21 protein-coding genes are annotated in these 23397 nt (G+C 70.6%); 5 read left to right on the top strand and 16 right to left on the bottom strand.

The window, feature by feature from the left end; all coding sequences use genetic code 11:
- Positions 1–19 precede the first annotated feature (19 nt).
- From ACFXKG_RS09235 to ACFXKG_RS09210, 6 genes are all read right to left on the bottom strand, one after another.
- The gene (locus ACFXKG_RS09235) at positions 20–289 is read right to left on the bottom strand and encodes a type II toxin-antitoxin system Phd/YefM family antitoxin (RefSeq protein ID WP_384834748.1); all 270 of its coding nucleotides are present in this window, start codon (positions 287–289) and stop codon (positions 20–22) included.
- A gap of 62 nt (positions 290–351) precedes the next feature.
- Complete coding sequence (locus ACFXKG_RS09230) at positions 352–1032, bottom strand: potassium-transporting ATPase subunit C (RefSeq protein WP_384834745.1); 681 nt, start codon at positions 1030–1032, stop codon at positions 352–354.
- A gap of 5 nt (positions 1033–1037) precedes the next feature.
- Positions 1038–3206: a potassium-transporting ATPase subunit KdpB gene (kdpB, locus tag ACFXKG_RS09225; protein ID WP_384835268.1), complete on the bottom strand. Its 2169-nt coding sequence runs from the start codon at positions 3204–3206 to the stop codon at positions 1038–1040.
- Between the two features lie 2 nt (positions 3207–3208).
- The gene (gene kdpA / locus ACFXKG_RS09220; protein WP_384834742.1) at positions 3209–4897 is read right to left on the bottom strand and encodes a potassium-transporting ATPase subunit KdpA; all 1689 of its coding nucleotides are present in this window, start codon (positions 4895–4897) and stop codon (positions 3209–3211) included.
- Positions 4898–4905: 8 nt separating this feature from the next.
- Entirely contained in the window at positions 4906–4995 is a 90-nt protein-coding gene (gene kdpF / locus ACFXKG_RS09215) for a K(+)-transporting ATPase subunit F (protein ID WP_037817630.1), read from the bottom strand.
- Entirely contained in the window at positions 4992–5147 is a 156-nt protein-coding gene (locus tag ACFXKG_RS09210; RefSeq protein ID WP_384834738.1) for a hypothetical protein, read from the bottom strand. The genes kdpF and ACFXKG_RS09210 overlap by 4 nt, the downstream gene beginning before the upstream one ends.
- Before the next feature lie 195 nt (positions 5148–5342).
- Between ACFXKG_RS09210 and htpG the strand changes: the two genes are divergently transcribed.
- Positions 5343–7352, top strand: coding sequence for a molecular chaperone HtpG (htpG, locus tag ACFXKG_RS09205; protein ID WP_384834735.1), 2010 nt, complete (start codon positions 5343–5345; stop codon positions 7350–7352).
- A gap of 177 nt (positions 7353–7529) precedes the next feature.
- On the top strand, positions 7530–7760 hold the full coding sequence (locus ACFXKG_RS09200; RefSeq protein ID WP_382894294.1) for a hypothetical protein: 231 nt from the start codon (positions 7530–7532) through the stop codon (positions 7758–7760).
- Between the two features lie 42 nt (positions 7761–7802).
- On the opposite strand, the gene tatA is transcribed toward ACFXKG_RS09200, so the two are convergent.
- On the bottom strand, positions 7803–8099 hold the full coding sequence (gene tatA / locus ACFXKG_RS09195) for a Sec-independent protein translocase subunit TatA (protein ID WP_384834732.1): 297 nt from the start codon (positions 8097–8099) through the stop codon (positions 7803–7805).
- A 146-nt stretch (positions 8100–8245) separates the two neighbouring features.
- Between tatA and ACFXKG_RS09190 the strand changes: the two genes are divergently transcribed.
- Complete coding sequence (locus tag ACFXKG_RS09190) at positions 8246–9844, top strand: LCP family protein (protein WP_384834729.1); 1599 nt, start codon at positions 8246–8248, stop codon at positions 9842–9844.
- On the opposite strand, the gene mgtA is transcribed toward ACFXKG_RS09190, so the two are convergent.
- The 4 genes from mgtA to ACFXKG_RS09170 all read right to left on the bottom strand — a co-directional run bounded on the left by mgtA (position 9835) and on the right by ACFXKG_RS09170 (position 14453).
- Entirely contained in the window at positions 9835–12579 is a 2745-nt protein-coding gene (mgtA, locus tag ACFXKG_RS09185) for a magnesium-translocating P-type ATPase (RefSeq protein ID WP_384834726.1), read from the bottom strand. The genes ACFXKG_RS09190 and mgtA overlap by 10 nt on opposite strands.
- 18 nt (positions 12580–12597) lie before the next feature.
- Positions 12598–12957, bottom strand: coding sequence for a metalloregulator ArsR/SmtB family transcription factor (locus ACFXKG_RS09180; RefSeq protein ID WP_329824143.1), 360 nt, complete (start codon positions 12955–12957; stop codon positions 12598–12600).
- Between the two features lie 304 nt (positions 12958–13261).
- A complete protein-coding gene (locus ACFXKG_RS09175) occupies positions 13262–13582 on the bottom strand; it encodes a twin-arginine translocase TatA/TatE family subunit (RefSeq protein ID WP_384834722.1) in 321 nt (106 codons plus the stop codon).
- A 166-nt stretch (positions 13583–13748) separates the two neighbouring features.
- Complete coding sequence (locus tag ACFXKG_RS09170; RefSeq protein WP_384834719.1) at positions 13749–14453, bottom strand: hemerythrin domain-containing protein; 705 nt, start codon at positions 14451–14453, stop codon at positions 13749–13751.
- A 354-nt stretch (positions 14454–14807) separates the two neighbouring features.
- Here ACFXKG_RS09170 and ACFXKG_RS09165 point away from each other — a divergent pair, with 354 nt between their 5' ends.
- Together ACFXKG_RS09165 and ACFXKG_RS09160 are read left to right on the top strand one after the other, a co-directional pair.
- On the top strand, positions 14808–16664 hold the full coding sequence (locus tag ACFXKG_RS09165) for a prolyl oligopeptidase family serine peptidase (protein ID WP_384834716.1): 1857 nt from the start codon (positions 14808–14810) through the stop codon (positions 16662–16664).
- 71 nt (positions 16665–16735) lie between these two features.
- Positions 16736–17488 carry an SURF1 family protein gene (locus ACFXKG_RS09160; protein WP_384834713.1) on the top strand — a complete coding sequence of 251 codons (753 nt, stop codon included), beginning with the start codon at positions 16736–16738 and terminating at the stop codon, positions 17486–17488.
- Positions 17489–17589: 101 nt separating this feature from the next.
- On the opposite strand, the gene ACFXKG_RS09155 is transcribed toward ACFXKG_RS09160, so the two are convergent.
- The 5 genes from ACFXKG_RS09155 to ACFXKG_RS09135 all read right to left on the bottom strand — a co-directional run bounded on the left by ACFXKG_RS09155 (position 17590) and on the right by ACFXKG_RS09135 (position 23391).
- Positions 17590–19020, bottom strand: coding sequence for a hypothetical protein (locus ACFXKG_RS09155; protein ID WP_384834710.1), 1431 nt, complete (start codon positions 19018–19020; stop codon positions 17590–17592).
- A 149-nt stretch (positions 19021–19169) separates the two neighbouring features.
- Complete coding sequence (locus ACFXKG_RS09150; protein ID WP_365806497.1) at positions 19170–19745, bottom strand: SigE family RNA polymerase sigma factor; 576 nt, start codon at positions 19743–19745, stop codon at positions 19170–19172.
- Positions 19746–20233: 488 nt separating this feature from the next.
- Positions 20234–21298 carry an aspartate-semialdehyde dehydrogenase gene (locus ACFXKG_RS09145; RefSeq protein ID WP_384834708.1) on the bottom strand — a complete coding sequence of 355 codons (1065 nt, stop codon included), beginning with the start codon at positions 21296–21298 and terminating at the stop codon, positions 20234–20236.
- On the bottom strand, positions 21295–22566 hold the full coding sequence (locus ACFXKG_RS09140; RefSeq protein WP_382894276.1) for an aspartate kinase: 1272 nt from the start codon (positions 22564–22566) through the stop codon (positions 21295–21297). The genes ACFXKG_RS09145 and ACFXKG_RS09140 overlap by 4 nt, the downstream gene beginning before the upstream one ends.
- A 240-nt stretch (positions 22567–22806) precedes the next feature.
- Positions 22807–23391 carry a Uma2 family endonuclease gene (locus ACFXKG_RS09135; RefSeq protein ID WP_384834704.1) on the bottom strand — a complete coding sequence of 195 codons (585 nt, stop codon included), beginning with the start codon at positions 23389–23391 and terminating at the stop codon, positions 22807–22809.
- Between the last annotated feature and the right edge of the window lie 6 nt (positions 23392–23397).

Genomic DNA, 23397 nt, shown 5'->3' with positions numbered 1-23397 from the left:
GTGCTTGAGCGGTAGATCTTCACGCGCGGCTCTGCTCGTCCGGCGTCACTTCACGCACCGTACCGCCGCCGCTCTCCAGCTCGTCGATGGAGGCGAGCAGGCGCCCGGCGTTGGCGGGACTTCGCAACAGGTACACGGTCTCTTTCAGGGACTCGTACTCTGCGAGAGAGACGATGACGACGGCGTCATGTCCGACCCGGGTGACGACCACTTCTTCGCCGTCGTCATTGACGGAGTCGAGCAGCTCGTCATGGCGCGCGCAAAACTCGGGGTACGTCACGGTCTTCACGGGTCGCCCTTCCCTCACGTACACGGACCCGTACGTACCCTCCCGTACGGTGGCAAGCGGCGTCACCCGCTCCCCTCGGTCAACGACTTCAGGGCGATATTGAGTCGCAGGACGTTGACGCGCGGCTCCCCGATGAAGCCCAGCGTCCGCCCCGTCGTGTGGGCGTCCACCAGGGCGCGTACCCGGTCGGCGGGAAGGTGGTTGCGTTCCGCGACGCGGTTGATCTGGAGGCGGGCGTACTCCGGGGAGATGTCGGGGTCGAGGCCCGAGCCCGAGGAGGTGACCGCGTCCGGGGGGACGGCGTCGGGGGTGACCGGGTGGCCCGGGGTGGAGTCGTCCTTGATGACGGCGGCCTTGGCGGCCGTGACCCAGTCGATCAGTTCCTTGTTGTCACCGGAACGGTTCGTCGCGCCCGAGAGCAGCAACTCGTACTGGGTGTTGACGGTGTTGGTACCCAGGCCCCGGGACGGGCGCGGCTGGAACCATCGCAGGTCCGGGCGGGGCTGTTCCGAGGCGTCGGAGGGGTTCTTCTTCGGCAGGAGGTAGCTCTGGCCGATCAGTTCCGAGCCGACCACCTTGCCGCCGGAGGTGATCTCCGAGCCGTTGGCCCGGTGGGGGAAGAGGCCCTGGGCGACGCCGGTGACGGCCAGTGGGTAGAGCACCCCGCAGACCACGGTCAGGACGAGCAGGGCGCGCAGCCCGGCCCACAGCAGGCGCGCGGTGTTGCGTACGGAGATGTTCATGACGGTCAGCCGATCCCGGGGACGAGGGAGATGAGCAGGTCGATGATCTTGATGCCGATGAAGGGCGCGACGAGGCCGCCGAGGCCGTAGATCCCGAGGTTGCGCCGGAGCATCCGGTCCGCGCTGGTCGGCCGGTACCGTACGCCCCGCAGCGCCAGCGGTACGAGCGCGATGATGATCAGCGCGTTGAAGACGACCGCCGAGAGGATCGCCGACTCGGGGGACGACAAGCGCATGATGTTGAGCTTGTCCAGGCCCGGGTAGACGACCGCGAACATCGCCGGGATGATCGCGAAGTACTTCGCGACGTCGTTGGCGATGGAGAACGTCGTCAGCGCGCCCCGCGTGATCAGGAGCTGCTTGCCGATCTCCACGATCTCGATCAGCTTGGTCGGGTTCGAGTCCAGGTCCACCATGTTCCCGGCCTCCTTGGCGGCCGAGGTGCCGGTGTTCATGGCCACGCCGACGTCCGCCTGGGCGAGCGCGGGCGCGTCGTTCGTGCCGTCGCCCGTCATCGCGACGAGCTTGCCGCCCGCCTGTTCCCGCTTGATCAGGGCCATCTTGTCCTCGGGGGTGGCCTCCGCGAGGAAGTCGTCCACGCCCGCCTCGTCCGCGATCGCCTTCGCGGTCAGCGGGTTGTCCCCGGTGATCATGACGGTCCTGATGCCCATGCGGCGCAGTTCGTCGAAGCGCTCGCGCATGCCGTCCTTGACGACGTCCTTGAGGTGGATGACGCCCAGCACCCGCGCGCCCGCGCCGTCCTCGACGGCCACGAGCAGCGGCGTGCCGCCCGCCTGGGAGATCGCGTCGGTCAGTTCGCGGGTGTCCCCGGAGACCTGGCCGCCGCGCTCGGTGACCCAGGCGGTCACCGAACCGGCCGCGCCCTTGCGTACCTTGCGCGCGGCGCCGTCCTCCGTGATGTCGACGCCCGACATCCGGGTCCCTGCCGTGAAGGCGATCCAGGTGGCGCCGGCCAGTTCGCCCTGGTGGCGCTCGCGCAGCCCGTACCGCTCCTTGGCGAGGACGACGACGGAGCGGCCCTCGGGCGTCTCGTCGGCCAGGGAGGAGAGCTGGGCCGCGTCGGCCAGCTCCGCCGGGTCCGTGCCGCGTACGGGGACCAGCTCGGCGGCCTGCCGGTTGCCGAGCGTGATCGTGCCGGTCTTGTCGAGCAGCAGCGTCGACACGTCACCCGCCGCCTCCACCGCCCGCCCCGACATGGCCAGCACATTGCGCTGGACGAGGCGGTCCATCCCGGCGATGCCGATCGCGGAGAGCAGGGCGCCGATGGTCGTCGGGATCAGGCAGACCAGCAGCGCCGTCAGTACGATCATCGACTGCTCGGCGTGGGCGTACGTGGCGAACGGCTGGAGGGTGACCACTGCCAGCAGGAAGACGATCGTGAGGGACGCGAGGAGGATGTTCAGCGCGATCTCGTTGGGGGTCTTCTGCCGGGCCGCGCCTTCGACCAGGGCGATCATCCGGTCGATGAACGTCTCGCCGGGCCTGGTCGTGATCCGGACGACGATCCGGTCGGAGAGCACCTTCGTACCGCCGGTGACGGCCGAGCGGTCGCCGCCCGACTCGCGGATGACGGGGGCCGACTCGCCGGTGATCGCGGACTCGTCCACGGAGGCGACGCCCTCGGTCACATCGCCGTCGCCGGGGATGATGTCGCCCGCCTCGCAGACGACCCGGTCGCCGATGCGCAGTTCCGTGCCGGGGACCCGTTCCTCGGCCGCGCCCGGCCTCTCGCCCGCGCCGGGACCGCTGCCGGTGAGCCGGCGCGCGACCGTGTCCGTCTTGGCCCGGCGCAATGTGTCGGCCTGCGCCTTGCCACGGCCCTCGGCGACCGCCTCCGCCAGATTGGCGAAGACCACGGTCAGCCAGAGCCACACCGTGATCGCCCAGCCGAACCAGTCGCCCGGGTCCAGGATCGCCAGCGCCGTCGTCAGGACCGAGCCGGCCTCGACCACGAACATCACCGGGGATTTGATCATCACCCGTGGATCGAGCTTCCTGAGCGCGTCCGGGAGAGACCTGAGCAGTTGCCCGGGGTCGAAGAACCCGACGCCGACCCGTCCGGTGGAGAGGTCGCTGTGCGGCGCGCGGGCCGGAGTGGAGGTGGGGGTGGGAGTGGACATCGTGTCCTCTTGCTTCTTCGTACGCGTACGCATGGTCATGACGCCAGCCCCTCGGCCAGCGGCCCCAGCGCCAGCGCGGGGAAGTAGGTCAGCCCGGTGACGATCAGGATCGTGCCCGCGAGCAGGCCCGTGAACAGGGGTTTGTCCGTACGCAGGGTGCCCGCCGTCGAGGGGATCGGCCGCTGCTCGGCCAGCGATCCCGCCAGCGCGAGGACGAAGACCATCGGGACGAAGCGGCCGAGCAGCATCACGATGCCGAGGCTCGTGTTGAACCACTGGGTGTCCGCGTTGAGCCCGGCGAAGGCCGAGCCGTTGTTGTTTCCGGCCGAGGTGTACGCGTACAGGATCTCGGAGAAGCCGTGCGGCCCCGAGTTGGTCAGCGAGTGGACCGGGGTGGGCAGCGCCATCGCGACGGCCGTGAAGCAGAGCACCAGCGCCGGGGTGACGAGGATGTAGCAGGCGGCGAACTTGATCTCGCGGGTGCCGATCTTCTTGCCCAGGTACTCGGGCGTACGTCCGACCATCAGACCGGCGAGGAACACCGCGATGACGGCCATGATCAGGATCCCGTACAGACCGGAACCGACCCCGCCGGGCGCGACCTCGCCGAGCTGCATGCCCAGCAGTGCGATCCCGCCGCCGAATCCGGTGAAGGAGGAGAGGAAGGCGTTGACCGCGCCGGTCGAGGTGAGGGTGGTGGCGACCGCGAAGATCGACGAGCCGCCGACCCCGAACCGGGTCTCCTTGCCCTCCAGCGCACCACCCGCGATGTCGAACGCGGGCGCGCCGTGGTGGAACTCGGTCCACATCATCAGTGTGGTGAAGCCGATCCAGATCACCACCATCGTGGCGAGGATCGCGTACCCCTGCTTGACGGAACCGGCCATCCTGCCGAAGGTCCGGGTCATCGCGAACGGGATGAGCAGGATGAGGAAGATCTCGAAGAGGTTGGAGATCCCGTTGGGGTTCTCGAAGGGGTGCGCGGAGTTGGCGTTGAAGTAGCCGCCGCCATTGGTCCCCAGTTCCTTGATGGCCTCCTGGGAGGCGACCGCACCGCCGTTCCACTGCTGCGGTCCGCCGAGGAACTGGCCGACCTCGTGGATGCCGGCGAAGTTCTGGATCGCGCCGCAGGCGACGAGGACGACGGCGCCGACGACGGAGATCGGCAGCAGGATCCGTACGGTGCCCCGCACCAGGTCGGCCCAGAAGTTGCCCAGTTCGCCGGTACGGGAGCGGGCGAAGCCCCGTACGAGCGCCACCGCCACGGCCATGCCGACAGCGGCGGAGAGGAAGTTCTGCACGGCGAGCCCGCCGGTCTGGACGACCGGGCCCACGGACTGCTCGCCGTAGTACGACTGCCAGTTGGTGTTCGAGACGAACGACGCGGCCGTGTTGAACGCCTGGTCCGGGTCGATCGAGGAGAAGCCGAGCGAGCCGGGCAGTCCACCCTGGACGCGCTGGAGCAGGTAGAGGAAGAGGACGCTCACCGCCGAGAAGGCGAGGACACCGCGCAGATAGGCGGTCCAGCGCATCTCGGTGTCGGGGTTGGCACCGATGGCCCGGTAGATCCACTTCTCGACCCGCAGATGCCGTACGGTCCCCCGGCCGGCGGAGGGGTCCGGGGAGTAGACGCGGGCCATGTGGTCGCCGAGCGGGCGGTACGCCAGCCCCAGCGCCACGATCAGCGCGAGCAGCTGGAGCGCACCGGCGAGGACAGAACTCATGACGGGGCTCAGAACCTCTCCGGGAACAGCAGGGCGAGGACGAGATATCCCAGCAGGGCGACGGCCACGACCAGGCCGACGACGTTCTCGGCGGTCACAGCTTCGTCACCCCCTTGGCGACGAGGGCCACCAGCGCGAAGACCGCGACCGTGGTGACGACGAAGGCCAGATCGGCCATCGTGAGCTCCTGAATGAGGTTCGGTACGGGTGAGGTACGAGGGGAACGGACGTCCTGAGGAAACCTCCTCATTCGGGGCTTCTGTCATCCGTTGACGGTGTCCATACGGCGTCGGCCACGGACTTGACGGCTCTCTTACGCGCTGCGCGGATCGCCGGTCGGCGCGGGCACGGCCTGGATACGATGGAGGGCGGCTCCACGTAATACGGCTCCGCGTATCGACGGTATTGACGCTGCCGAATTGAGCGAGGAAAGGAATCCTTGGATATGACGACCGAGACGTTCGAGTTTCAGGTGGAAGCACGCCAGCTCCTCCAGATGATGATCCATTCGATCTACTCGAACAAGGATGTATTTCTTCGCGAGCTGGTCTCCAACGCCTCCGACGCGCTGGACAAATTGCGACTGGAAGTCCTCCGTAACGAACTCCAAGAAGACGTGTCCGACCTTCATATCGACATCGAGGTCGACAAGGAACAGCGCACGCTGACTGTACGTGACAACGGCATCGGAATGTCGCATGACGACGTCGTGGAGCTCATCGGCACCATCGCGAATTCCGGTACGGCGAAGTTCCTGAAGGAGCTGAAGGAAGCGAAGGAGGCGCAGGACGCGGCGGCCTCCGAGGAACTCATCGGCCAGTTCGGCGTCGGCTTCTACTCCAGCTTCATGGTGGCCGACGAGGTCACCCTGCTGACCCGGCGCGCGGGCGAGAGCAAGGGGACGCGCTGGCAGTCCACGGGTGAGGGCACGTACACGGTCGACACGGTCGACGAGGCGCCGCGCGGCACGGCGGTCACGCTGCGGCTGAAGCCGGAGGACTCCGAGGACCAGCTCTTCGACTACACGTCCGCGTGGAAGATCAAGGAGATCGTCAAGCGGTACTCGGACTTCATCACCTGGCCGATCCGCATGGCCGCCGAGGCGAAGCCGGCCACCGCCGACGCGGCCGACACGACCGGCTCCGAAGGCGCCGACGCCGCTGCCGCCTCGGACGCCGCTGACACCTCTGCCGCCTCCGACGCCTCCGACGCGACGCCCGAGCCCGAGACGATCAACTCGATGAAGGCGCTGTGGGCCCGCTCCAGGAGCGAGGTGACCGACGAGGAGTACAGCGAGCTGTACAAGCACGTCAGCCACGACTGGACCGACCCGCTCGAAACCATCCGCATGCAGGCGGAAGGCACGTTCGAATACCAGGCGCTGCTCTTCCTCCCTTCGCACGCACCGCAGGACCTGTTCACCCAGGGGAGCAAGCGCGGAGTTCAGCTCTATGTGAAGCGCGTCTTCATCATGGACAACTGTGAAGCGCTGATGCCCGATTATCTGCGTTTCGTCAAGGGTGTGGTCGACGCCCAGGACCTCTCGCTCAATGTGTCGCGCGAGATCCTCCAGCAGGACCGGCAGATCCAGCTGATGCACCGGCGCCTGGTCAAGAAGGTGCTGTCGACGGTGAAGGAGATGATGGCCGACCGTCCGGAGTCCTACGCGACGTTCTGGAAGGAATTCGGCCGGGTCCTCAAGGAGGGGCTGCTCAGCGACTTCGAGAACCGCGACGCCATTCTCGGTGTCTCGTCGTTCGCCTCGACCCACTCCACCGACGATGAGGACGGGGTGACCACCCTCAAGCAGTACGTGGAGCGCATGAAGGAGGGGCAGCAGCACATCTTCTACATGACGGGCGAGTCCCGTACGGCGATCGAGAACTCGCCGCACATGGAGGCGCTGCGCGCCAAGGGATTCGAAGTGCTGCTCCTCACCGACCCCGTCGACGAGGTGTGGGTCCAGTCCGTCCCCGAGTTCGACGGCAAGCCGCTGCAGTCGATCGCCAAGGGCGAGGTCGACCTCGACACCGAGGAGGAGAAGAAGGAGGTCGAGGCCGAGCGCGAGAAGCGGCAGCAGGACTTCGCCGCGCTGCTGACCTGGATGTCCTCGCAGCTGAGCGAGCAGGTGAAGGAGGTACGGCTCTCCTCGCGGCTCACGGTGTCGCCCGCCTGCATCGTCGGGGACACCTTCGACGTGACCCCGGCGCTGGAGAACATGTACCGCGCCATGGGCCAGGACGTGCCGCGCATCAAGCGGATCCTCGAACTCAACCCGACGCACCCGCTGGTCGCCGGCCTGCGCAAGGCCCACGCCGATTCGCCTTCGGACTCCGGTCTCGCCGAGGCGGCCGAACTGGTCCACGGGATGGCGCTCCTCGCGGACGGCGGCGAACTCGCCGATCCGTCACGCTTCATCAAGCTGATGGCGGAGCGGCTGGAGCGGACCCTGTAGCTCCCGGCGACAGGATGCGGAACACTTCGGAGGGCGGCCACCGGCACCGGCGGCCGCCCTCCGGCATACGCGCGCTTCGGCGCGCGTGCCGTCCGGCGTACGTACGCTCCTCCGCGTGCTCCGGAGCGCACCCCGTGCCCCATGGTTCAAAGATTGCGCAACCTTTAAAGTGTTGGCATGAATGATCGCGGCAGAACGGAATGGGAGATCGCGGTCCTCGACGGAGGACCCGCGAACGGGGTACGGATGCGGGTCGCCGACCGGCCGTCCGTGGTGCAGGTGACGTACCCCTGCGAACTCGACGGCCCCTCGGGCGGCGCACAGGTGGACGCGCTCTTCGTCTACCGGCGCGATCCGCGCGTACAGGGCGAGCCCCTGCGGTACGGCTTCGACCTGGCCAGCCCCTGAAGACCCGACGGGGCTGAAGGCCTGACGGGGCCGGTCGGCCCCTCAGCGACCCGAAGAGGCAGGGGAGGAAGGGGAGACGGAGGAAGAAGGAGAGGCAGGGGAGGAAGAGGAAGAAGAGGGGGACGGGGAGGAGGGGGCGGAAGGCGTGACGGGCGAGGCGACAGCACCGTCCACTCCCGTGCCGCCCTCCTCCTTCATCGCCTTCGTCTCGCTCTTGAGGATGCGCAGGGACTTGCCCACGGCCCGCGCGGTGTCCGGCAGCTTCTTCGAGCCGAACACGACGATGATCACGATGGCCACGATGAGCAGGTGCCAAGGCTCCAGACCGTTGCGCAACATTCCGCCCCGCCTTCCTCTCGTCCGATCCCGTACCGGTCGGCACCCCGCGTCACTCGCACACCCGGGGCCCGCACCTCTCACTAAAGTTGCTACATTGCGCAACTGTACAACCAAGAGGCCGGCCAGAGGATGATGAGGGCGCACATATGGCAGGCAGCCGCCGGCACACGGCATCCCCGCACGGCAGCAGCCGTGCCGCCCCCACCCGCGCCCGGCGGCGCAAGCCGGGCGGAAGACTGCGCACCTCGTTCGTCATAGCCCTGTCCCTGCTGGTACTCGCCTCCGCCGGAGCCGGCTGGGTCTACCTCGAACTCGGCGGGAACATCAGGACCTTCAGCGCGGGCGGCCTCTCCGACAACCGGCCCGCGTCCACCTCCAAGGGCCAGAACGTCCTGGTCATCGGCTCGGACGCGCGCACGGAGGGGAACCGCTCGCTGGGCGGCGGCGACAAGGACGACATCGGCCGCTCCGACACCGCGTTCCTGCTGCACATCTACGCCGACCAGAAGCACGCGGTCGCCGTCTCCGTACCGCGCGACACGCTCCTCGACATCCCGCCCTGCCAACTGCCCGACGGCACATGGACGAAGAACCAGGTCAACACCATGTTCAACGCGGCGTTCTCCGTGGGGCAGAGCGCCAAGGGCAACCCCGCCTGCACCCAGAACACCGTCGAGCACCTCACCGGGCTGCGGGTCGATCACACCGTCGCCGTCGACTTCAAGGGGTTCGCGAAGCTGACCGAGGTCGTCGGCGGGGTCCAGGTGTGTCTGCCGCAGGACATCTACCAGCAGGATCTCAGCCCCGACCGCACCACCCGTGGCAAGCGCCTCTTCACCCGGGGCGCCCAGACCGTCTCCGGACAGCAGGCGCTGGACTACGTGCGGATCCGGCACGGCATAGGCGACGGCTCCGACATCGGCCGCATCAAGCGCCAACAGGCCTTCGTCGCCGCCCTGCTCAAGAAGGTGAAGAGCGACGGCCTCACCCCCACCAAGCTGCTGCCGCTCGCGAACGCCGCGACCCGGTCCATGACCGTCGACCCGGGCCTCGGCTCGGCCGACAAACTGATCAGCTTCATGATGTCGCTCAAGGACATCGACCTGCACAACACCAAGTTCGTCACCATCCCCTGGCGGTACGAGGGCGCGCGCGTCGCGATCGTCGAGCCGGACGCCTCCGAACTGTGGGCGGCGCTCAAGGCCGACCGTACGGTCGACGGCAAGGACGCCAGCGGCAAGGACGCCGGCGGCACGAAGGGCGGAGGGACCAAGGAGGTCACCGCCTCCCCCTCGGCCTCCCCCTCGCCGAGCGCCACCGGTGAGGTCTCCGGCGGCGGCATCAGCGTCGCCGTCTACAACGGCACCACCGTCACCGGGCTGGCCGCGCAGGCCTCCCGTACGCTCACGGACCACGACTTCACCGTCACCGGCACCGCGACCGCGAGCAGCCAGGACCACACCACCACGGTGATCGAGTACGGCGCCGGCCTGGAGGACCGGGCCAGGACCGTCGCGCGGCTCTTCCCGGGGGCGGCGGTCACGCCCGTGTCCACCACCTCGGGCATCGATGTCGTCCTCGGCACGTCGTACGCGGACGCCCCGGCCGACGGGACCGGCGACGGGAGCGGCGACGGGACCGGAACCTCCGCGTCCGCACCGGGTTCAAGCTCCGTACCGTCCGCCGTGGCCGACGACGCCCGTTCCGCCGACGACGACCCCTGCTCGAACCTCTCCTACGGCTGACCGGGACGACCCTCATGACGCCGCTCGTGGCGTCCCCTCGCCACCGTCAGCCCCACCGCGTACAGCGCGAGGACCGCGGCGAGCAGGAGGTAGTACAGCGCGGGCAGCGGCGGCATCCCGAGGGCCGGGCCGAGCGGCGAGAGCGGCAGCAGCAGCCCGGTCGCGGCGAGCCCGGCGGCGGCCCAGCGGACGGGACCCGGCGCGCCCCGGCCCCCTCCCCCGCTCCGCACGCTCGTCCGCAGCAGAAGCATCACCAGCGCCTGGGTGAGCAGGTTCTCCGTGAACCACCCCGCGTGGAAGGACGCCTGGCTGCTCTCGTCCACCGCCGTGCGCAGGGCGAGCGCGAGCACCGCGAACGTCGCCAGGTCGGCGGTGGCGTTGATCAGCCCGAAGCCGGTGATGAACCGGAGGAACGCGCGGGACCGCAGCTCCGTCGGCCTGCGCAGCGCCTCGGGCCCCGGCCGGTCGTACGCGAAGGCGAGCTGCGCCGCGTCGAAGCAGAGGTTCTGCACGAGGACCTGCGCCGGGAGCATCGGCAGGAAGGGCAGCAGCAGGCCCGCGACGAGCATCGCGATGACGTTGCCGAGGTTCGAGGAGAGCGTGATCCGCAGATAGGTCGCGATGTTGCCGCTGGAGTGGCGCCCGGCGCTGATCGCGTGGTCGATCGCGGTGAGGTCCTTCTTCGCCAGGACGACATCGCTGCACTCGCGCACGACGTCGACGGCGTCGCGCGGGCATATCCCCACGTCGGCGGCGTGCAGGGCGGGCAGGTCGTTGACGCCGTCGCCGAGGAAGCCGGTGGTGTGGCCGTCGGCGCGTACGGCGGCGACGATACGGGCCTTGTGCTCGGGCGTGCAGCGCGCGAAGACGGTGGTGCGCCGGGCGACCTCGGCGAGTTCGGCGTCGGTGAGGGCGTCGACGTGGTCGGCGGTGACCACCTCGCCGGGCGGCCCCAGCGGGACCCCGAGGTCCTGACAGGCGCGTACCGCCGTTCCCGGGTGGTCGCCCGTGAGGATCTTGACCGTGACGCCGCGGGCCGCGAAGACCTCCAGCGCGTCGGCGGCCGTCGGGGCGAGCGCGTCGCGGAGCGCCACGAACCCGCGGAAGTCGAGGCCGCGTTCGTCGGCCGGCGTGTAGTCACGGCGCCGGGCCGGCCGGTCGGCGGTGGCGACCGCCAGCAGCCGCAGCCCGCGGTCCGCCTCGCGGGCGGCGAGGGCGGTGAGCCGCGCGCGCTCGTCGTCGTCGAGCACACACCGCTGGAGTACGTCGGCGACGGCGCCCTTGACGACGAGGGTGTGGGTGCCCAGGCGCCCCGGCCGCCTGACGACCGCGGTGGAGAGCCGGCGTACGGGATCGAACGGCAGGGCCGCGACCCCCTCGTACCCCGCGGGACCGCCCTCGCCGTACCCCGCGGGACCGCCCTCGCCGCTGTCCTCCCCCGGCATCTCCGCGGCGTCCAGGATCGCCTCGTCGAGCGCGTCGGGGGCGGGCAGATCGGCCAGTTGCAGCGTCCACCAGGCGTTGACGGCGGCCCAGTGCAGTACCTCCGGGTCAGGGGCGCCCCGGGGGTCCGTCGCCCGGTCGAGAACCGGGCGGTCCTGGGTGAGGGTGCCCGTCTTGTCGAGGAACAGGACGTCGACGGCGCCCAGGTCGTGCAGCGCGGGCAGCCGCTTGACGATGACGCTGTGGTCGCGCGCGAGGAGCGACGCACCCCGGGCGAGCGCCGTGGTGACGATGACCGGCAGCATCTCCGGTGTCAGCCCGACCGCCACCGCGACGGCGAACGGCAGCGTCTCCAGACCCCGGCCACGCAGCGCGGCGTTGGCCATCAGGACCAGCGGCGGGGTCAGCAGCATGAACCGGATCAGCACCCAGGAGATCCCGTGCACCGAGCGGTCGAAGGCGCTGGCGGGGCGCCGTCCCGGGCGGCTGCGCGCCGCGCCCCACCGGGTACGGCCACCGGTCGCGACGACGACGGCCGTACCGCTCCCGGAGGCCACGCTGCTGCCCTGGAAGCAGAGTTGCGGCTCCCCGAACACCCCCAGGTGCCCCCCGAACATCCCCGGGTGCTTCCCGGGCGCGTCCACCGCGTACTTGGCGACCGGGGCGGACTCCCCCGTCAGCGGCGCCTGATGGACGGTCAGGCCGCTGGCCCGCAGCAGCCGTACATCGGCGGGCACCAGGTCACCGGGACCGAGGCGGATGACATCGCCGGGTACGAGCTGGTCGACGGGGATCTCCCGGGGCACCGGCCGCGGGCTGTCCGCGCCGGTCGCGTTGGTCGCGTTGTCGGTGCGTCGCAGTACGGTGGCCGTCGTGGCCACCAGGTCCCGCAGCGCGGCCATGGAGCGGTCGGCGCGGTGCTCGCCGGAGGAGCGCAGCAGACAGCTCACGGCGACGAGCAAGAGGATCACGAGGGCGGTGCCCCAGGCGGCGACCGTCGCGGAGACCAGACCGAGGCAGAGCAGCACGGCCGTGAACGGGTCCCGCAGGCTCCGTACGAAGAGGCGCGGCCAGGACGGCGTGCTCCACTCGGGCACGGCGTTCTCGCCGTACCGGATCAGCCGCTCCTCGGCCTCGGCCTCGGTCAGTCCGCGCGGCCCGCTGCCGAGCCCGCGCAGCACCTGGAGCGAGGTGGGCGGGGCCGTCCGGCCCTCCGGGTCCCGGTGCCCGGCCGGGTCCGTGACCGCCGGGGCGCCCCAGGCGGCGGGCCCCGGCACCACGGACTCGGACATGGGAGTTCTCAGGCGCTCTCAGGCGCCGACGTCGCTGATGCGCCGCGGCCCCGGCGCGAGCGCCGCCCGGTCGGTGAGCTGCCCGACCATCAGCCGCACGACGGTGACGACATCGGGGTCGTCGACGAAGTAGACCTGCCGCCGGCCCTCCCTGCGCGACCGTACGAGACCGGCGAGCTTCAGCTTGGTGAGGTGCTGGCTGACGGCGGGCAGCGCGCCGCCGACCCGCTCGGCGAGCCCGGTGACATCGCTCTCGCCCTGCGCCAGCACCCATACGATGTGCAGCCGCGCCGACGAGGCCAGCAGCCCGAACGCGGCGGCGGCGTCCGCCAGCACCTCGGCGGAAGGATCACCGAAGCCGCCGACACCTGCCGTCACGATCGCTCTCCTGTCCCACGCGGGCCGTCCACCCGCGTCTCCGTCGCGCGCCCGGTCCGTGTCTTCGTCCCGTGCCCGATCCGCGTCTTCGTCCCGTGCCCGATCCCCCCTCGTCCGAGCCCAACGGCTCAGTCTAGGGGCTCCCTCCAGGGAGAGGTCTCAGGCGGAACGGGGCCGCCGCGCACAGGAGCATGCCGGGCAGGGGGCTCCCCCGGCCGCCGGGCCGGGCCCTTCCGGGGCTCTTGACGATGCTTAACGCCTTTTGACGGGCTCTTGACGGCTCCCGCGAGGGGCGGAGGCCGCTTCAGAGGCGCTTCGAGGGCTCCTCGGGGTGCTTCGGAGGTTCGTTCGGCTCGACGATGGTGCCGGTGACGATACGGCGACCGCCCTGCGAGCCGTCCTGGCCGTCGTTCCGGGGCCCGCCCGGGGACTCGTCCTGTTGTGTGGCGCCCGCCGCGGCGCCGGCGGCGTCAGCTGCCTTTCCCTCCTCCTTGAGCGCTTTCGTCTCGCTCTTGAGGATGCGGGCGGCCTTGCCCGCGGAGCGGGCCAGCTCGGGGAGTTTCTTCACCCCGACCACCACGGCGATGATGATGAGGATCACGGCCAGTTCGCTCAAGCCGAACATCAGGTCTGCTCTCTCCCGGGAACGTCCGCGGCCGTCCTGCCGCCGTGTCGCCGCAACATCTACAGCGCTGTAGAAGTATCCCGTATCAACCGCACGGGCAACAAGGCCAGGATCACCCTCGCACGGACACCTGGGAAGAGGTGAGTGCGCGCCTCTGTGCGGGTGGTCACAGAGCAGGAACTCCGAGGGCCCGCTTGGTGGAGCGGTACCGCGTCAGGAACACCCGGCGCAGCCAGCGCACCGACGCCGGGAAATTCCCCAGCAGCGCCGTGTGCCCGGGGACCCGGTCGGGGTCCTCCAGCAGGCCGAACACGAGATGCGGCCCCGTGCGCGGGGCTCCGTGGACGATCGCGCCCCGCAGCCGGGCGACATCGCGGTCCGGCACCCGGGGGAAGAGGTCCAGCAGGAGCGGCTCCTCCTCGTCGAGGTTCCGGTTCAGGATCGACTGGACGCGGAGGGCGGAGGGCAGCCCCGTCATCGCCGCCTCGCCGACGACCACCAGGACCTCGCCACGCCCGCCGGTCACCTCGCGGGCCGCGATCGTGTCGACCGCGCGGGCCAGGGTGTGCAGTTCGACGTCGAGCGCCTCGCGCTCGGCGACCATGCCGGCCAGCTCGGCGACGGGCCCGGGGAAGAGTCCGCGCAGCACCGGCCAGAGCAGTTCGGCCTCGCTCGCGCGCTGGCCGTGGACGAACTCGATCAGCCACCGGGTGGTGGCGACCAGCGTCCGTACGTCGACGGGCCTGCCGTCCGCGAGCGCCGAGAACGACGCGGTGACCAGGGCGGCGCCCCGGCGCATGAGGGTGTGCTCGGCGAGGAGTTCGTCATGGATACGCGAGCGCTCGGCTCGGAGCGCTGGTGAAACAGCCATCGCCTGTCTGTCCCCCTTCGATCTGCGGGCGCCCGGTCTCACACCGTTCCGCGGAACATTCCGGTCCGCGTGCATGCCCGCTGAGGCACTCCGGGACGAGAGCACCTCTCCCTGGGGAGATTCCCGTCACACATGCCCCTCACACCTCATACGCCCCCTCATACGCGCCTCATACGCCTCTCATACGCACCTCGTACGCCCCGCCGCTCCGCCGCTCCGCCGCTCCGCCTCAGCCGGAATCCGGGAGTTGTCGAGTTGCCGAGTTGTCGAGTTACCGAGTTGTTTACAGGTCGGTTTTCCACAGGCTGAGGGGGATCTCGACGGGATGTCAGCGGCCGAGCGCAGAATGGGGTCATGACTGAGATCAACGGCTCGCAGCCGGACTCGACGCTGGACTCCATGCCGGAGTGGGAGAAGCGCTTCCGCGCGCCCCGGGTCTCCCTGCCCGACTGGGCGGAGGACGCACCGGAGCGGGCGCTGTTCGTGTCGAACGCGACGGGGACGTACGAGTTGTACGCGTGGGACCGCGCGACCGGCGCGCAGCGCCAGGTGACGGACCGGCCGAACGGGACGACGGACGGGGTGCTCTCGCTCGACGGCGAGTGGATCTGGTGGTTCTCGGACACGGACGGGGACGAGTTCGGGGTCTGGATGCGCCAGCCGTTCTCCGGCGCGCGGGAGGCCGGGGCGGCGGCCGGCGCGGAGCCGGCGGCGGGGCCCGACGAGCCCGCGGCGCCGGGGCTCGCTCCCTCCTATCCCGCCGGTCTGGCGCTGGGGCGGGACGGGACGGCGGTCGTGGGGCGCTCGACCGACGAGGACGGCTCGACGCTCCATGTCGTACGGTCGGGCGAGGCGCCGGTCGAGATCTACCGTCACCGGGAGTCGGCCGGGGTCGGTGATCTGTCGCACGACGGGACGCTGCTCGCGATCGAGCACACCGAGCACGGGGACGCGATGCACTCGGCGGTGCGGGTGCTGCGGCTGGACGGCTCGGTGGTGGCCGAGCTGGACGACACCGAGGGAGGCACGCGGGAGCTGGGCCTCGACGTGCTGGGCTTCGCCCCGGTGGCCGGGGACAGCCGGCTGCTCGTCGGCCATCAGCGGCGGGGCCGCTGGGAGCCGATCGTGTGGGATCCGCTGACGGGTGAGGAGACGGATCTCGCGATCGAGCTGCCGGGTGACGTGCACGCCGAGTGGTATCCGGACGGCTCGGGGCTGCTGATCGCGCACAGCTTCGAGGCCCGCGACGAGCTGTGGCGTTATGACTTCGTCAAAAGTGCGCTGATCCAGGTGGAGACGCCGGCCGGGACGGTCTCGGGGGCGACGGCGCGGCCCGACGGCAGTGTGGAGTATCTGTGGTCGTCGGCGGCCAGACCGCCGGAGGTGCGGTCCACGGCGGGCGGGGTGGTGCTGGACCCGCCGGGCAGGACGGCGCCCGCCTCGGTGCCGGTGGAGGACGTGTGGGCGGAGGGCCCCGGCGGCCGGGTCCACGCGCTGGTGCAGCGCCCGGCGGGCGAGGGCCCCTTCCCGACGGTCTTCGAGATCCACGGCGGCCCGACCTGGCACGACAGCGACGCGTTCGCCGCGGGCCCGGCCGCCTGGGTCGACCACGGCTTCGCGGTGGTCCGGGTCAACTACCGCGGGTCGACGGGGTACGGGCGGGAGTGGACGGACGCGCTCAAGCACCGGGTCGGGCTGATCGAGCTGGAGGACATCGCGGCGGTGCGCGCGTGGGCGGTGGCCTCCGGGCTGGCCGACCCGGAGCGGCTGGTCCTGGCGGGCGGCTCGTGGGGCGGCTATCTGACCCTGCTCGGCCTCGGCACCCAGCCGGACGCCTGGGCGGTGGGGCTCGCCGCCGTGCCGGTCGCGGATTACGTGACGGCGTATCACGACGAGATGGAGGCCCTGAAGGCGATGGACCGCACCCTGCTGGGCGGTACGCCGGAGGAGGTGCCGGAGCGCTTCGAGGCGTCGTCCCCGCTGACGTACGTCGACGCGGTGCGGGCCCCGGTCTACATCTCGGCGGGGGTGAACGATCCGCGCTGTCCGATCCGCCAGGTGGAGAACTACGTGGACCGGCTGGCGGCGCGCGACGCGGTCCATGAGGTGTACCGGTACGACGCGGGGCACGGGTCGCTGGTGGTGGAGGAGCGGATCAAGCAGGTGCGGCTGGAACTGGACTTCGCGAGGAGGCACCTGGGCATGGCGTAGCCGACACGTGGATCGGGGGTAAAGCGGGCCCCGGGAGCCGCGGGCGGGGCGGCGTTCCGTACCGTGGAGGGGTGTACCGGTTCCTGGTGACTCCGCGGTGGTGGGGGATCAACGTCTTCGTCGTTCTGGCGATCCCCTTTTGTATCTTCATGGGAATGTGGCAGCTCGGGCGCTTCGAGGACCGGGTGGAGACGCACCGGGCGGCCGAGGAGAAGCCCGATCCGGGGAAGCGCCCCGCGGTGGCGGTGGCGTCGCTGCTGCCGGTCGACCAGGAGACCTCGGGGCGCCATGTCACGGCGACGGGGCGGTACGCGGATCAGTTCGTGGTGCCGGACCGGGAGCTGGACGGCAGGGCCGGTTCGTACGTCCTGACCATGCTCCGTACCGACGAGGGCCAGGCGCTGCCCGTCGTCCGCGGCTGGCTGGCGGGCGGCGAGAAGGCCCCCGCGCCGCCGGCCGGCGAGGTCACGGTGACCGGATCGCTCCAGGCCTCCGAGGCGGTCGGCTCCGACGGGGTGCGGGCGGGCGGCGGACTGCCGCAGGGGCAGCTCGGCATGATCAGCGCGGCCTCGCTGGTCAACCTCGTGCCGTACGAGGTGTACGACGCGTGGGTCACCGTGGGCCAGGCGTCGGACGGGCTGCTGCCCGTGCCCGCCTCCGCGCCGCAGAACACCGGGCTCGACCTGAAGGCGTTCCAGAACCTGGGGTACACCGGCGAGTGGTTCGTGTTCGCCGGGTTCGTGGTCTTCATGTGGTTCCGGCTGGCCCGGCGCGAGGTGGAGACCGCCAAGGACGAGGCGCTGGGCCTGGGCACCGCGGCCTGACCGTCCGGCCCGACCGCCCCGCTTGGCCGTCTCACCTGGCCGCCTGCCCTGCCGCCTCGCCCGACCGCCGCCACCGGGCGGTCAGGTGGTGGTGCATCGCCCTACGAGCCGCTGAGCACGCCCGTCCAGTAGACGGTTCCCGCGCAGGCGTTGGGGATCGTGGCCTGTACGTTCGGGGCGCCCGCCGGTGCGGTGTAGGAGACGGAGACGCTGCCGTCCTCGGTGGTGCCGTCGGTGAGGAGCTGGGTCTCCGTGCCGGTTCCGCCGTTGTCCGTGCCGGTCTCTCCGGTGCCGGTCGTGGCGCCGGTGGTCGCGCCCGCCGAGGTGTCGCCGGTCGGTGAGGGATCGGGCGAGGGGTTCACCGTCGGGCAGGTCTCCGAGGGCACCCAGGCGAACTTCACCAGGTACGCGCCGCTCGGCGGCAGGGTCAGCGTCGGCAGCTCCTGGGAGGGGTCCGGCAGCCCGGTCGCCGCGTCGCCCGAGAAGTGCACCGACTGGCTGACCTTGGCGAGGTCGGCCGCGCCGACGGTCCCGAGGCCGATCGTGCCGCGGCCGGTGACCGTACACGGCGAGAACGAGACGTTGGCGACGCGGAACGTGCCGTACACCTTGCCCGTGGCGTCGGCCGTGCCCACCTCGGCGCTGGCCCCGCCGAGCTGGCCGGCGCTGCAGACCTGCGAGGAAGTGACCTCACCGGAGCCACCGGTGGTCTCGGCCGTACCGCTCTTGCCGCCGTCGGTCGCGCCGGACGCCTCCGCGTCGGGCCGCTCCTTCTTGTCGGGCTCGTCCTCGTCGGCGGACACCTTGTCCGAGGGACCGTCCGGGTTCTGCTTCTGGTCCTTGTCGGTCTTGTCGGTGTCCGCGCCGCTCCGCGACTCCTCGCCGTGACCGGCGGAGATCGCCTGGTCGTCCGCGACCGTCCTGGTGTTCGTGACGTGCACGAAGGCGGGCACCGCCGTGCCGAGGAGCAGCGCGGCGGCGGCCATGCCCACGACGGCCTGCCGCTTCCTGGCCCGCCGGACGGGGACCGCCTTGCGCAGGTGGTCCAGCGCGCCGTCGGACGGCCGCAGGTCCCCCACGGCCCCGTGCAGGAGCCGGCGCAGCGCCAACTCGTCGCCGTCCAGGGCCCCGGCCGGGTCGCCGCTCAGATCCCCGCTCGGATCCGCACCCGGACCCGCGTTCAGATCCGCGTTCAGTTTTGTCGTCAGGTCGCCGTCGGAGCGCCGGTCCGCGGCGTCACGCAGGTCACGGGCATCACGCAGATCACGGCCCCCCCTCGCCTCATGCAAGGCGCGCATGTCACCCGCGTCCCGTGCATCCCGGGCGTCACGCGACGCACCGGCGTCCCGGGCGTCACCCGTGCCGCGGCCCGCGTCGTCGGGCTCCTCGGCCTCTTCGGCCTTCTCGGCCGTCCCGGGCTCCTCTGCGGCGCCCGACGCGTCGGCCTTCGCCTGCTCCGCGGTGGCCTCGGCGCGCTCTCCGTCAGCTCCGTCAGCGCGGCCGCTCAGCTCGTTCTCCGGCCCGTTGCTCACAGTTCCGTTTCCAGTCAGGTCGTTCAACGGCACGTCGGGGGTTCCCCGCCCATCCTTCTCCCGCCCCCGTACACGCTCCTGTCCATGGTCCGGTTCGCCCGCCGGTCCGTGCTCACGCCCGGCGGCGCCCCGGTCCTTGCGCCACGCGCTCATCCCGACGCCTCCATGGCGACGCGCAGCGCCGCGATCCCGCGCGAGCCGTACGCCTTGACCGAGCCCAGCGATATCCCGAGCGTCTCGGCGACCTGCGCCTCGGTCATGTCGGCGAAGTAGCGCAGGGAGAGCACTTCACGCTGCCTGCGCTGCAGTCCGCGCATCGCCTTGATCAGCGCGTCCCGCTCCAGCAGGTCGTACGCCCCCTCCTCCGCGCTCGCCATGTCGGGCATCGGCTTCGAGAGCAGCTTCAGCCCGAGTATGCGGCGGCGCAGCGCGGAGCGGGAGAGGTTCACCACCGTCTGGCGCAGGTACGCCAGCGTCTTCTCCGGCTCCCGCACCCGGTTGCGCGCGGAGTGCACGCGGATGAACGCCTCCTGGACGACGTCCTCGCAGGAGGCCGTGTCGTCGAGCAGCAGGGCGGCGAGACCGAGCAGCGACCGGTAGTGGGCGCGGTAGGTCTCGGTGAGATGGTCGACGGTGGTACCCGCCGCCATCGCCTCCTCAGCGCCCTCGCGCTGGGACGGGATACGGGTGGGCCGGGCGGCCGGCATGGGGGCGATCACCGGCATGCCGCCGGGCGTGCGGGCCCGCCGGTGCGGACGCACTGCCGTGCCGCGCACCGGGACAACCGCCGTGATGTCGAGAACCTCTGCTGCCACGCCTGTTGGACACGCTTCCCCCCGTCAGGGTTGTACGCGCACGCCACCCCATTTGACGCTGCACTGAATACCCTCATGCGTACCCGATCTCCCCCTATGCCCCGATTCCGCAGCACCTCACAGGGGCGACCGCAGAGACGCTTCCCAGCCATCCGGCGGTTGCAGTGCTCGCGCGGTGTTCGCGCGGAGACTCGCGGAAAGGTGGGACGAGTATCGTCGGACATGACAACACCCCAGTTCAAGAGGCATAGTCGGCCAGCCTGCCCATGGGGCGTTCACAGATCCTACAAAGGTTTGACGCATCTCGACCCACTGATTTACGCCGACTACGACCGATCAGCCACCACTGCCGCCGCTTCAGCCTCTTCGGCCCGGCCGACCGGCCGCCGCCTACCCGCCTACCGCTTCGTCAGCTCGGCGGCGACGGTCTCGGCGATCTGGGCGGTGTTGAGCGCGGCGCCCTTGCGCAGGTTGTCGCCGCAGACGAACAGCTCCAGCGCCCTGGGGTCGTCCAGCGAGCGCCGTACGCGCCCCACCCAGGTCGGGTCCGTCCCCACGACATCGGCGGGCGTGGGGAAATCACCCGTCCCCGGGTTGTCGAAGAGCACCACGCCGGGCGAGGTCGCGAGGATCTCGTGCGCCCGGCCGACCGTGATCTCCTGCTCGAAGCGCGCGTGTACGGAGAGGGAGTGCCCGGTGATGACGGGGACGCGGACGCAGGTCGCCGCGACCCGCAGCGCGGGCAGGTCCAGGATCTTCCGGGTCTCGTCCCGGATCGCCGTCTCCTCCGAGGACCAGCCGTCGCCCGCCGGGTCCGGGGAGCCGGCCCACGGCACGACGTTGAGGGCCAGCGGCGCGGGGAACGGCCCGGTGGCATCGCCGACGGCGCGCCGCACGTCGCCGGGGTGGGTGCCCAGTTCCGTACCGGCGACCAGGGAGAGCTGGTCGCGCAGGGCGTCGACGCCGGCCCGCCCTTCGGCGCTGACCGCCTGGTACGAGGAGACGACCAGTTCGCGCAGGCCGAACTCGGCGTGCAGCGCGCCCACCGCGACGATCATCGTGAGCGTGGCGCAGCCGGGCCCCGCGATGATGGAGCGCGGCCGGGCCCGGACGCCGTGCGGGTTCACCTCGGGAACGACCAGCGGTACGTCCGGGTCCATCCGGAAGGCGGCCGACTGGTCCACCACGACGGCGCCCTTGGCGGCGGCGACGGGCGCCCACTTCGCGGACACGTCGTCAGGTACGAGGAACACCGCGACGTCGACGCCGTCCAGGGCCTCCTCGGAGAGCGGGACGACCTCGACGGCGCAGCCCCGTACGGACAGCTCGCGGCCGCCCGTACGGGGTGAGGCGAGCAGCCGGATGTCGCCCCAGACGTCGGCGTGCTGCGACAGGATCTGGAGCATGACGGCGCCGACGGCCCCGGTCGCTCCCACGACCGCGAGCGTCGGCCGCCCGTTCATCGCCCGGTGCCGCCGTAGACCACGGCCTCGTCGGAGTCGCTGTCGAGGCCGAAGGCGGTGTGCACCGCGCGTACGGCGTCCACGACCGACTCCTCCCGCATGACGACCGAGATCCGGATCTCGGATGTCGAGATCAGCTCGATGTTGACGCCCACGTTGGAGAGCGCTTCGAAGAACCCGGCGGTGACGCCCGGGTTGGTCTTCATCCCGGCGCCGACGAGCGAGACCTTGCCGATCTGGTCGTCGTAGCGCAGCGAGTCGAAGCCGATCTTCTCCTTCGTCTTCTCCAGCGCGTCGATGGCCTTGCGGCCCTCGGTCTTCGGCAGCGTGAACGAGATGTCGGTCAGTCCGGTCGACGCGGCGGAGACGTTCTGCACCACCATGTCGAGGTTGATCTCGTTGTCCGCGATGACGCGGAAGATCGTCGCCGCCTCGCCGGGCCTGTCGGGGACGCCCACGACCGTGATCTTCGCCTCGGAGGTGTCATGAGCGACACCGGAGATGATGGCCTGCTCCACCTTGCGGTCCCCTTGCGGTTCGTTGCTGACCCATGTGCCCTGAAGCCCCGAGAAGGAGGAGCGGACATGGATCGGGATGTTGTATCGGCGCGCGTACTCGACGCAGCGGTGCAGCAGCACCTTGGAGCCGGAACTGGCCAGCTCCAGCATGTCCCCGAAGGAGATCCAGTCGATCTTCCGGGCCTTCGCGACGACCCGGGGGTCGGCGGTGAAGACACCGTCCACATCGGTGTAGATCTCACACACCTCGGCGTCCAGCGCCGCGGCGAGCGCGACGGCGGTGGTGTCCGAGCCGCCCCGTCCCAGGGTGGTGATGTCCTTCTTGTCCTGGGACACCCCCTGGAACCCGGCGACGATGGCGATGTTGCCCTCGTCGACGGCGGTCCGGATCCGGCCCGGCGTGACATCGATGATGCGCGCTTTGTTGTGGACCGAGTCGGTGATGACGCCTGCCTGGCTGCCGGTGAACGACTGGGCCTCGTGGCCCAGGTTTTTGATCGCCATCGCCAGCAGGGCCATGGAGATCCGCTCTCCGGCGGTCAGCAGCATGTCGAACTCACGCCCGGCAGGGATCGGGGATACCTGCCCGGCGAGATCGATCAACTCGTCCGTCGTGTCACCCATCGCCGACACCACGACGACCACCTGGTGGCCGTTCTTCTTGGCGTCGACGATCCTCTTGGCGACCCGCTTGATGCCTTCGGCATCGGCTACGGAGGAGCCTCCGTACTTCTGCACGACAAGGCCCACGTGCGCTCCTCGCTCAGTCCATCGCTGCTGCGCCGCGCGTCGCGGCACAGCACAGCTGTCGGCTCAGTTTAACGAGCGGCCGCAGGACGGCCCGGATATATCGCATCGTGAGATGTCCCGCTCACTCCGTGATCACCGAGGCATGCACGGCCGCTCGGTGAGGAAGCATGCCCCCGTTCGCCGGTGACACGCGGCAACGTGGCCCACGTCACGCGCATGCGCGCGGCGCTCCCTCTCCCCTCACTCCACGTAATCCTTGAGCTTCTCCGTTTCGAGCGTGATGCCGACCGGATCGGGAAGCTCGACGACGGCTCCGAAGGGGCGTGTGGTGACGGCGCGGTAGACGCCGTTCTCAGGCTCGGCGTGGACGGTCACGGAGCAGGCGTCGCGGTCCACCAGGAGGTAGACGGGGATGCGGGCGGCCGCATAGCCGTCCGGCTTCTCGATCCGGTCCCGCCGGGTGGTGTCCGCGTCCCTCGACGTGACCTCCACGGTCATCAGGACGCCCTGGGGATCCGACCACTCGCCCGCGCCGACGAAGTACTCCTCGGGCGCGAGTGCCCCATCGGGACGAGCCCTCCCCTGCCGGTAGGACTCGACTCGCAGCCCCTGCTCCGGAAAGAGCGACAGTTCCGGACGCTGCTGCATGCATTGTTTGAGCAGCCACATGACGATCTGGCCATGATTACCGTCCGGCACCGCCTTGACCTGCACCCTTCCGTTGACGAACTCCAGCCGCACCATTTCCGGCGCACGGCGGGCAAGCTCTTCGAACTCCTCGATCGACATCTGCGGCTCGGGCCGGTCAGCGGTCCTGGGGGTCATGGTGTC

This window comes from Streptomyces sp. NPDC059255, from assembly GCF_042752355.1.
In the GTDB taxonomy this organism is placed as follows: Bacteria; Actinomycetota; Actinomycetes; order Streptomycetales; family Streptomycetaceae; genus Streptomyces.
The sequence above is the reverse complement of the archived record's forward strand: the minus strand, read 5'-3'. Positions and strand labels throughout refer to the sequence as shown.

What these genes read in the sequence shown, in the direction of transcription:
- ACFXKG_RS09230 (WP_384834745.1), bottom strand. Translation starts at nt 1,032, where the DNA reads ATGAACATCTCCGTACGCAACACCGCGCGCCTGCTGTGGGCCGGGCTG.
- kdpB (WP_384835268.1), bottom strand. Translation starts at nt 3,206, where the DNA reads ATGCGTACGCGTACGAAGAAGCAAGAGGACACGATGTCCACTCCCACC.
- kdpA (WP_384834742.1), bottom strand. Translation starts at nt 4,897, where the DNA reads ATGAGTTCTGTCCTCGCCGGTGCGCTCCAGCTGCTCGCGCTGATCGTG.
- ACFXKG_RS09210 (WP_384834738.1), bottom strand. Translation starts at nt 5,147, where the DNA reads ATGAGGAGGTTTCCTCAGGACGTCCGTTCCCCTCGTACCTCACCCGTA.
- htpG (WP_384834735.1), top strand. Translation starts at nt 5,343, where the DNA reads ATGACGACCGAGACGTTCGAGTTTCAGGTGGAAGCACGCCAGCTCCTC.
- ACFXKG_RS09200 (WP_382894294.1), top strand. Translation starts at nt 7,530, where the DNA reads ATGAATGATCGCGGCAGAACGGAATGGGAGATCGCGGTCCTCGACGGA.
- tatA (WP_384834732.1), bottom strand. Translation starts at nt 8,099, where the DNA reads ATGTTGCGCAACGGTCTGGAGCCTTGGCACCTGCTCATCGTGGCCATC.
- ACFXKG_RS09190 (WP_384834729.1), top strand. Translation starts at nt 8,246, where the DNA reads ATGGCAGGCAGCCGCCGGCACACGGCATCCCCGCACGGCAGCAGCCGT.
- mgtA (WP_384834726.1), bottom strand. Translation starts at nt 12,579, where the DNA reads ATGTCCGAGTCCGTGGTGCCGGGGCCCGCCGCCTGGGGCGCCCCGGCG.
- ACFXKG_RS09175 (WP_384834722.1), bottom strand. Translation starts at nt 13,582, where the DNA reads ATGTTCGGCTTGAGCGAACTGGCCGTGATCCTCATCATCATCGCCGTG.
- ACFXKG_RS09170 (WP_384834719.1), bottom strand. Translation starts at nt 14,453, where the DNA reads ATGGCTGTTTCACCAGCGCTCCGAGCCGAGCGCTCGCGTATCCATGAC.
- ACFXKG_RS09165 (WP_384834716.1), top strand. Translation starts at nt 14,808, where the DNA reads ATGACTGAGATCAACGGCTCGCAGCCGGACTCGACGCTGGACTCCATG.
- ACFXKG_RS09150 (WP_365806497.1), bottom strand. Translation starts at nt 19,745, where the DNA reads ATGCCGGTGATCGCCCCCATGCCGGCCGCCCGGCCCACCCGTATCCCG.
- ACFXKG_RS09145 (WP_384834708.1), bottom strand. Translation starts at nt 21,298, where the DNA reads ATGAACGGGCGGCCGACGCTCGCGGTCGTGGGAGCGACCGGGGCCGTC.
- ACFXKG_RS09135 (WP_384834704.1), bottom strand. Translation starts at nt 23,391, where the DNA reads ATGACCCCCAGGACCGCTGACCGGCCCGAGCCGCAGATGTCGATCGAG.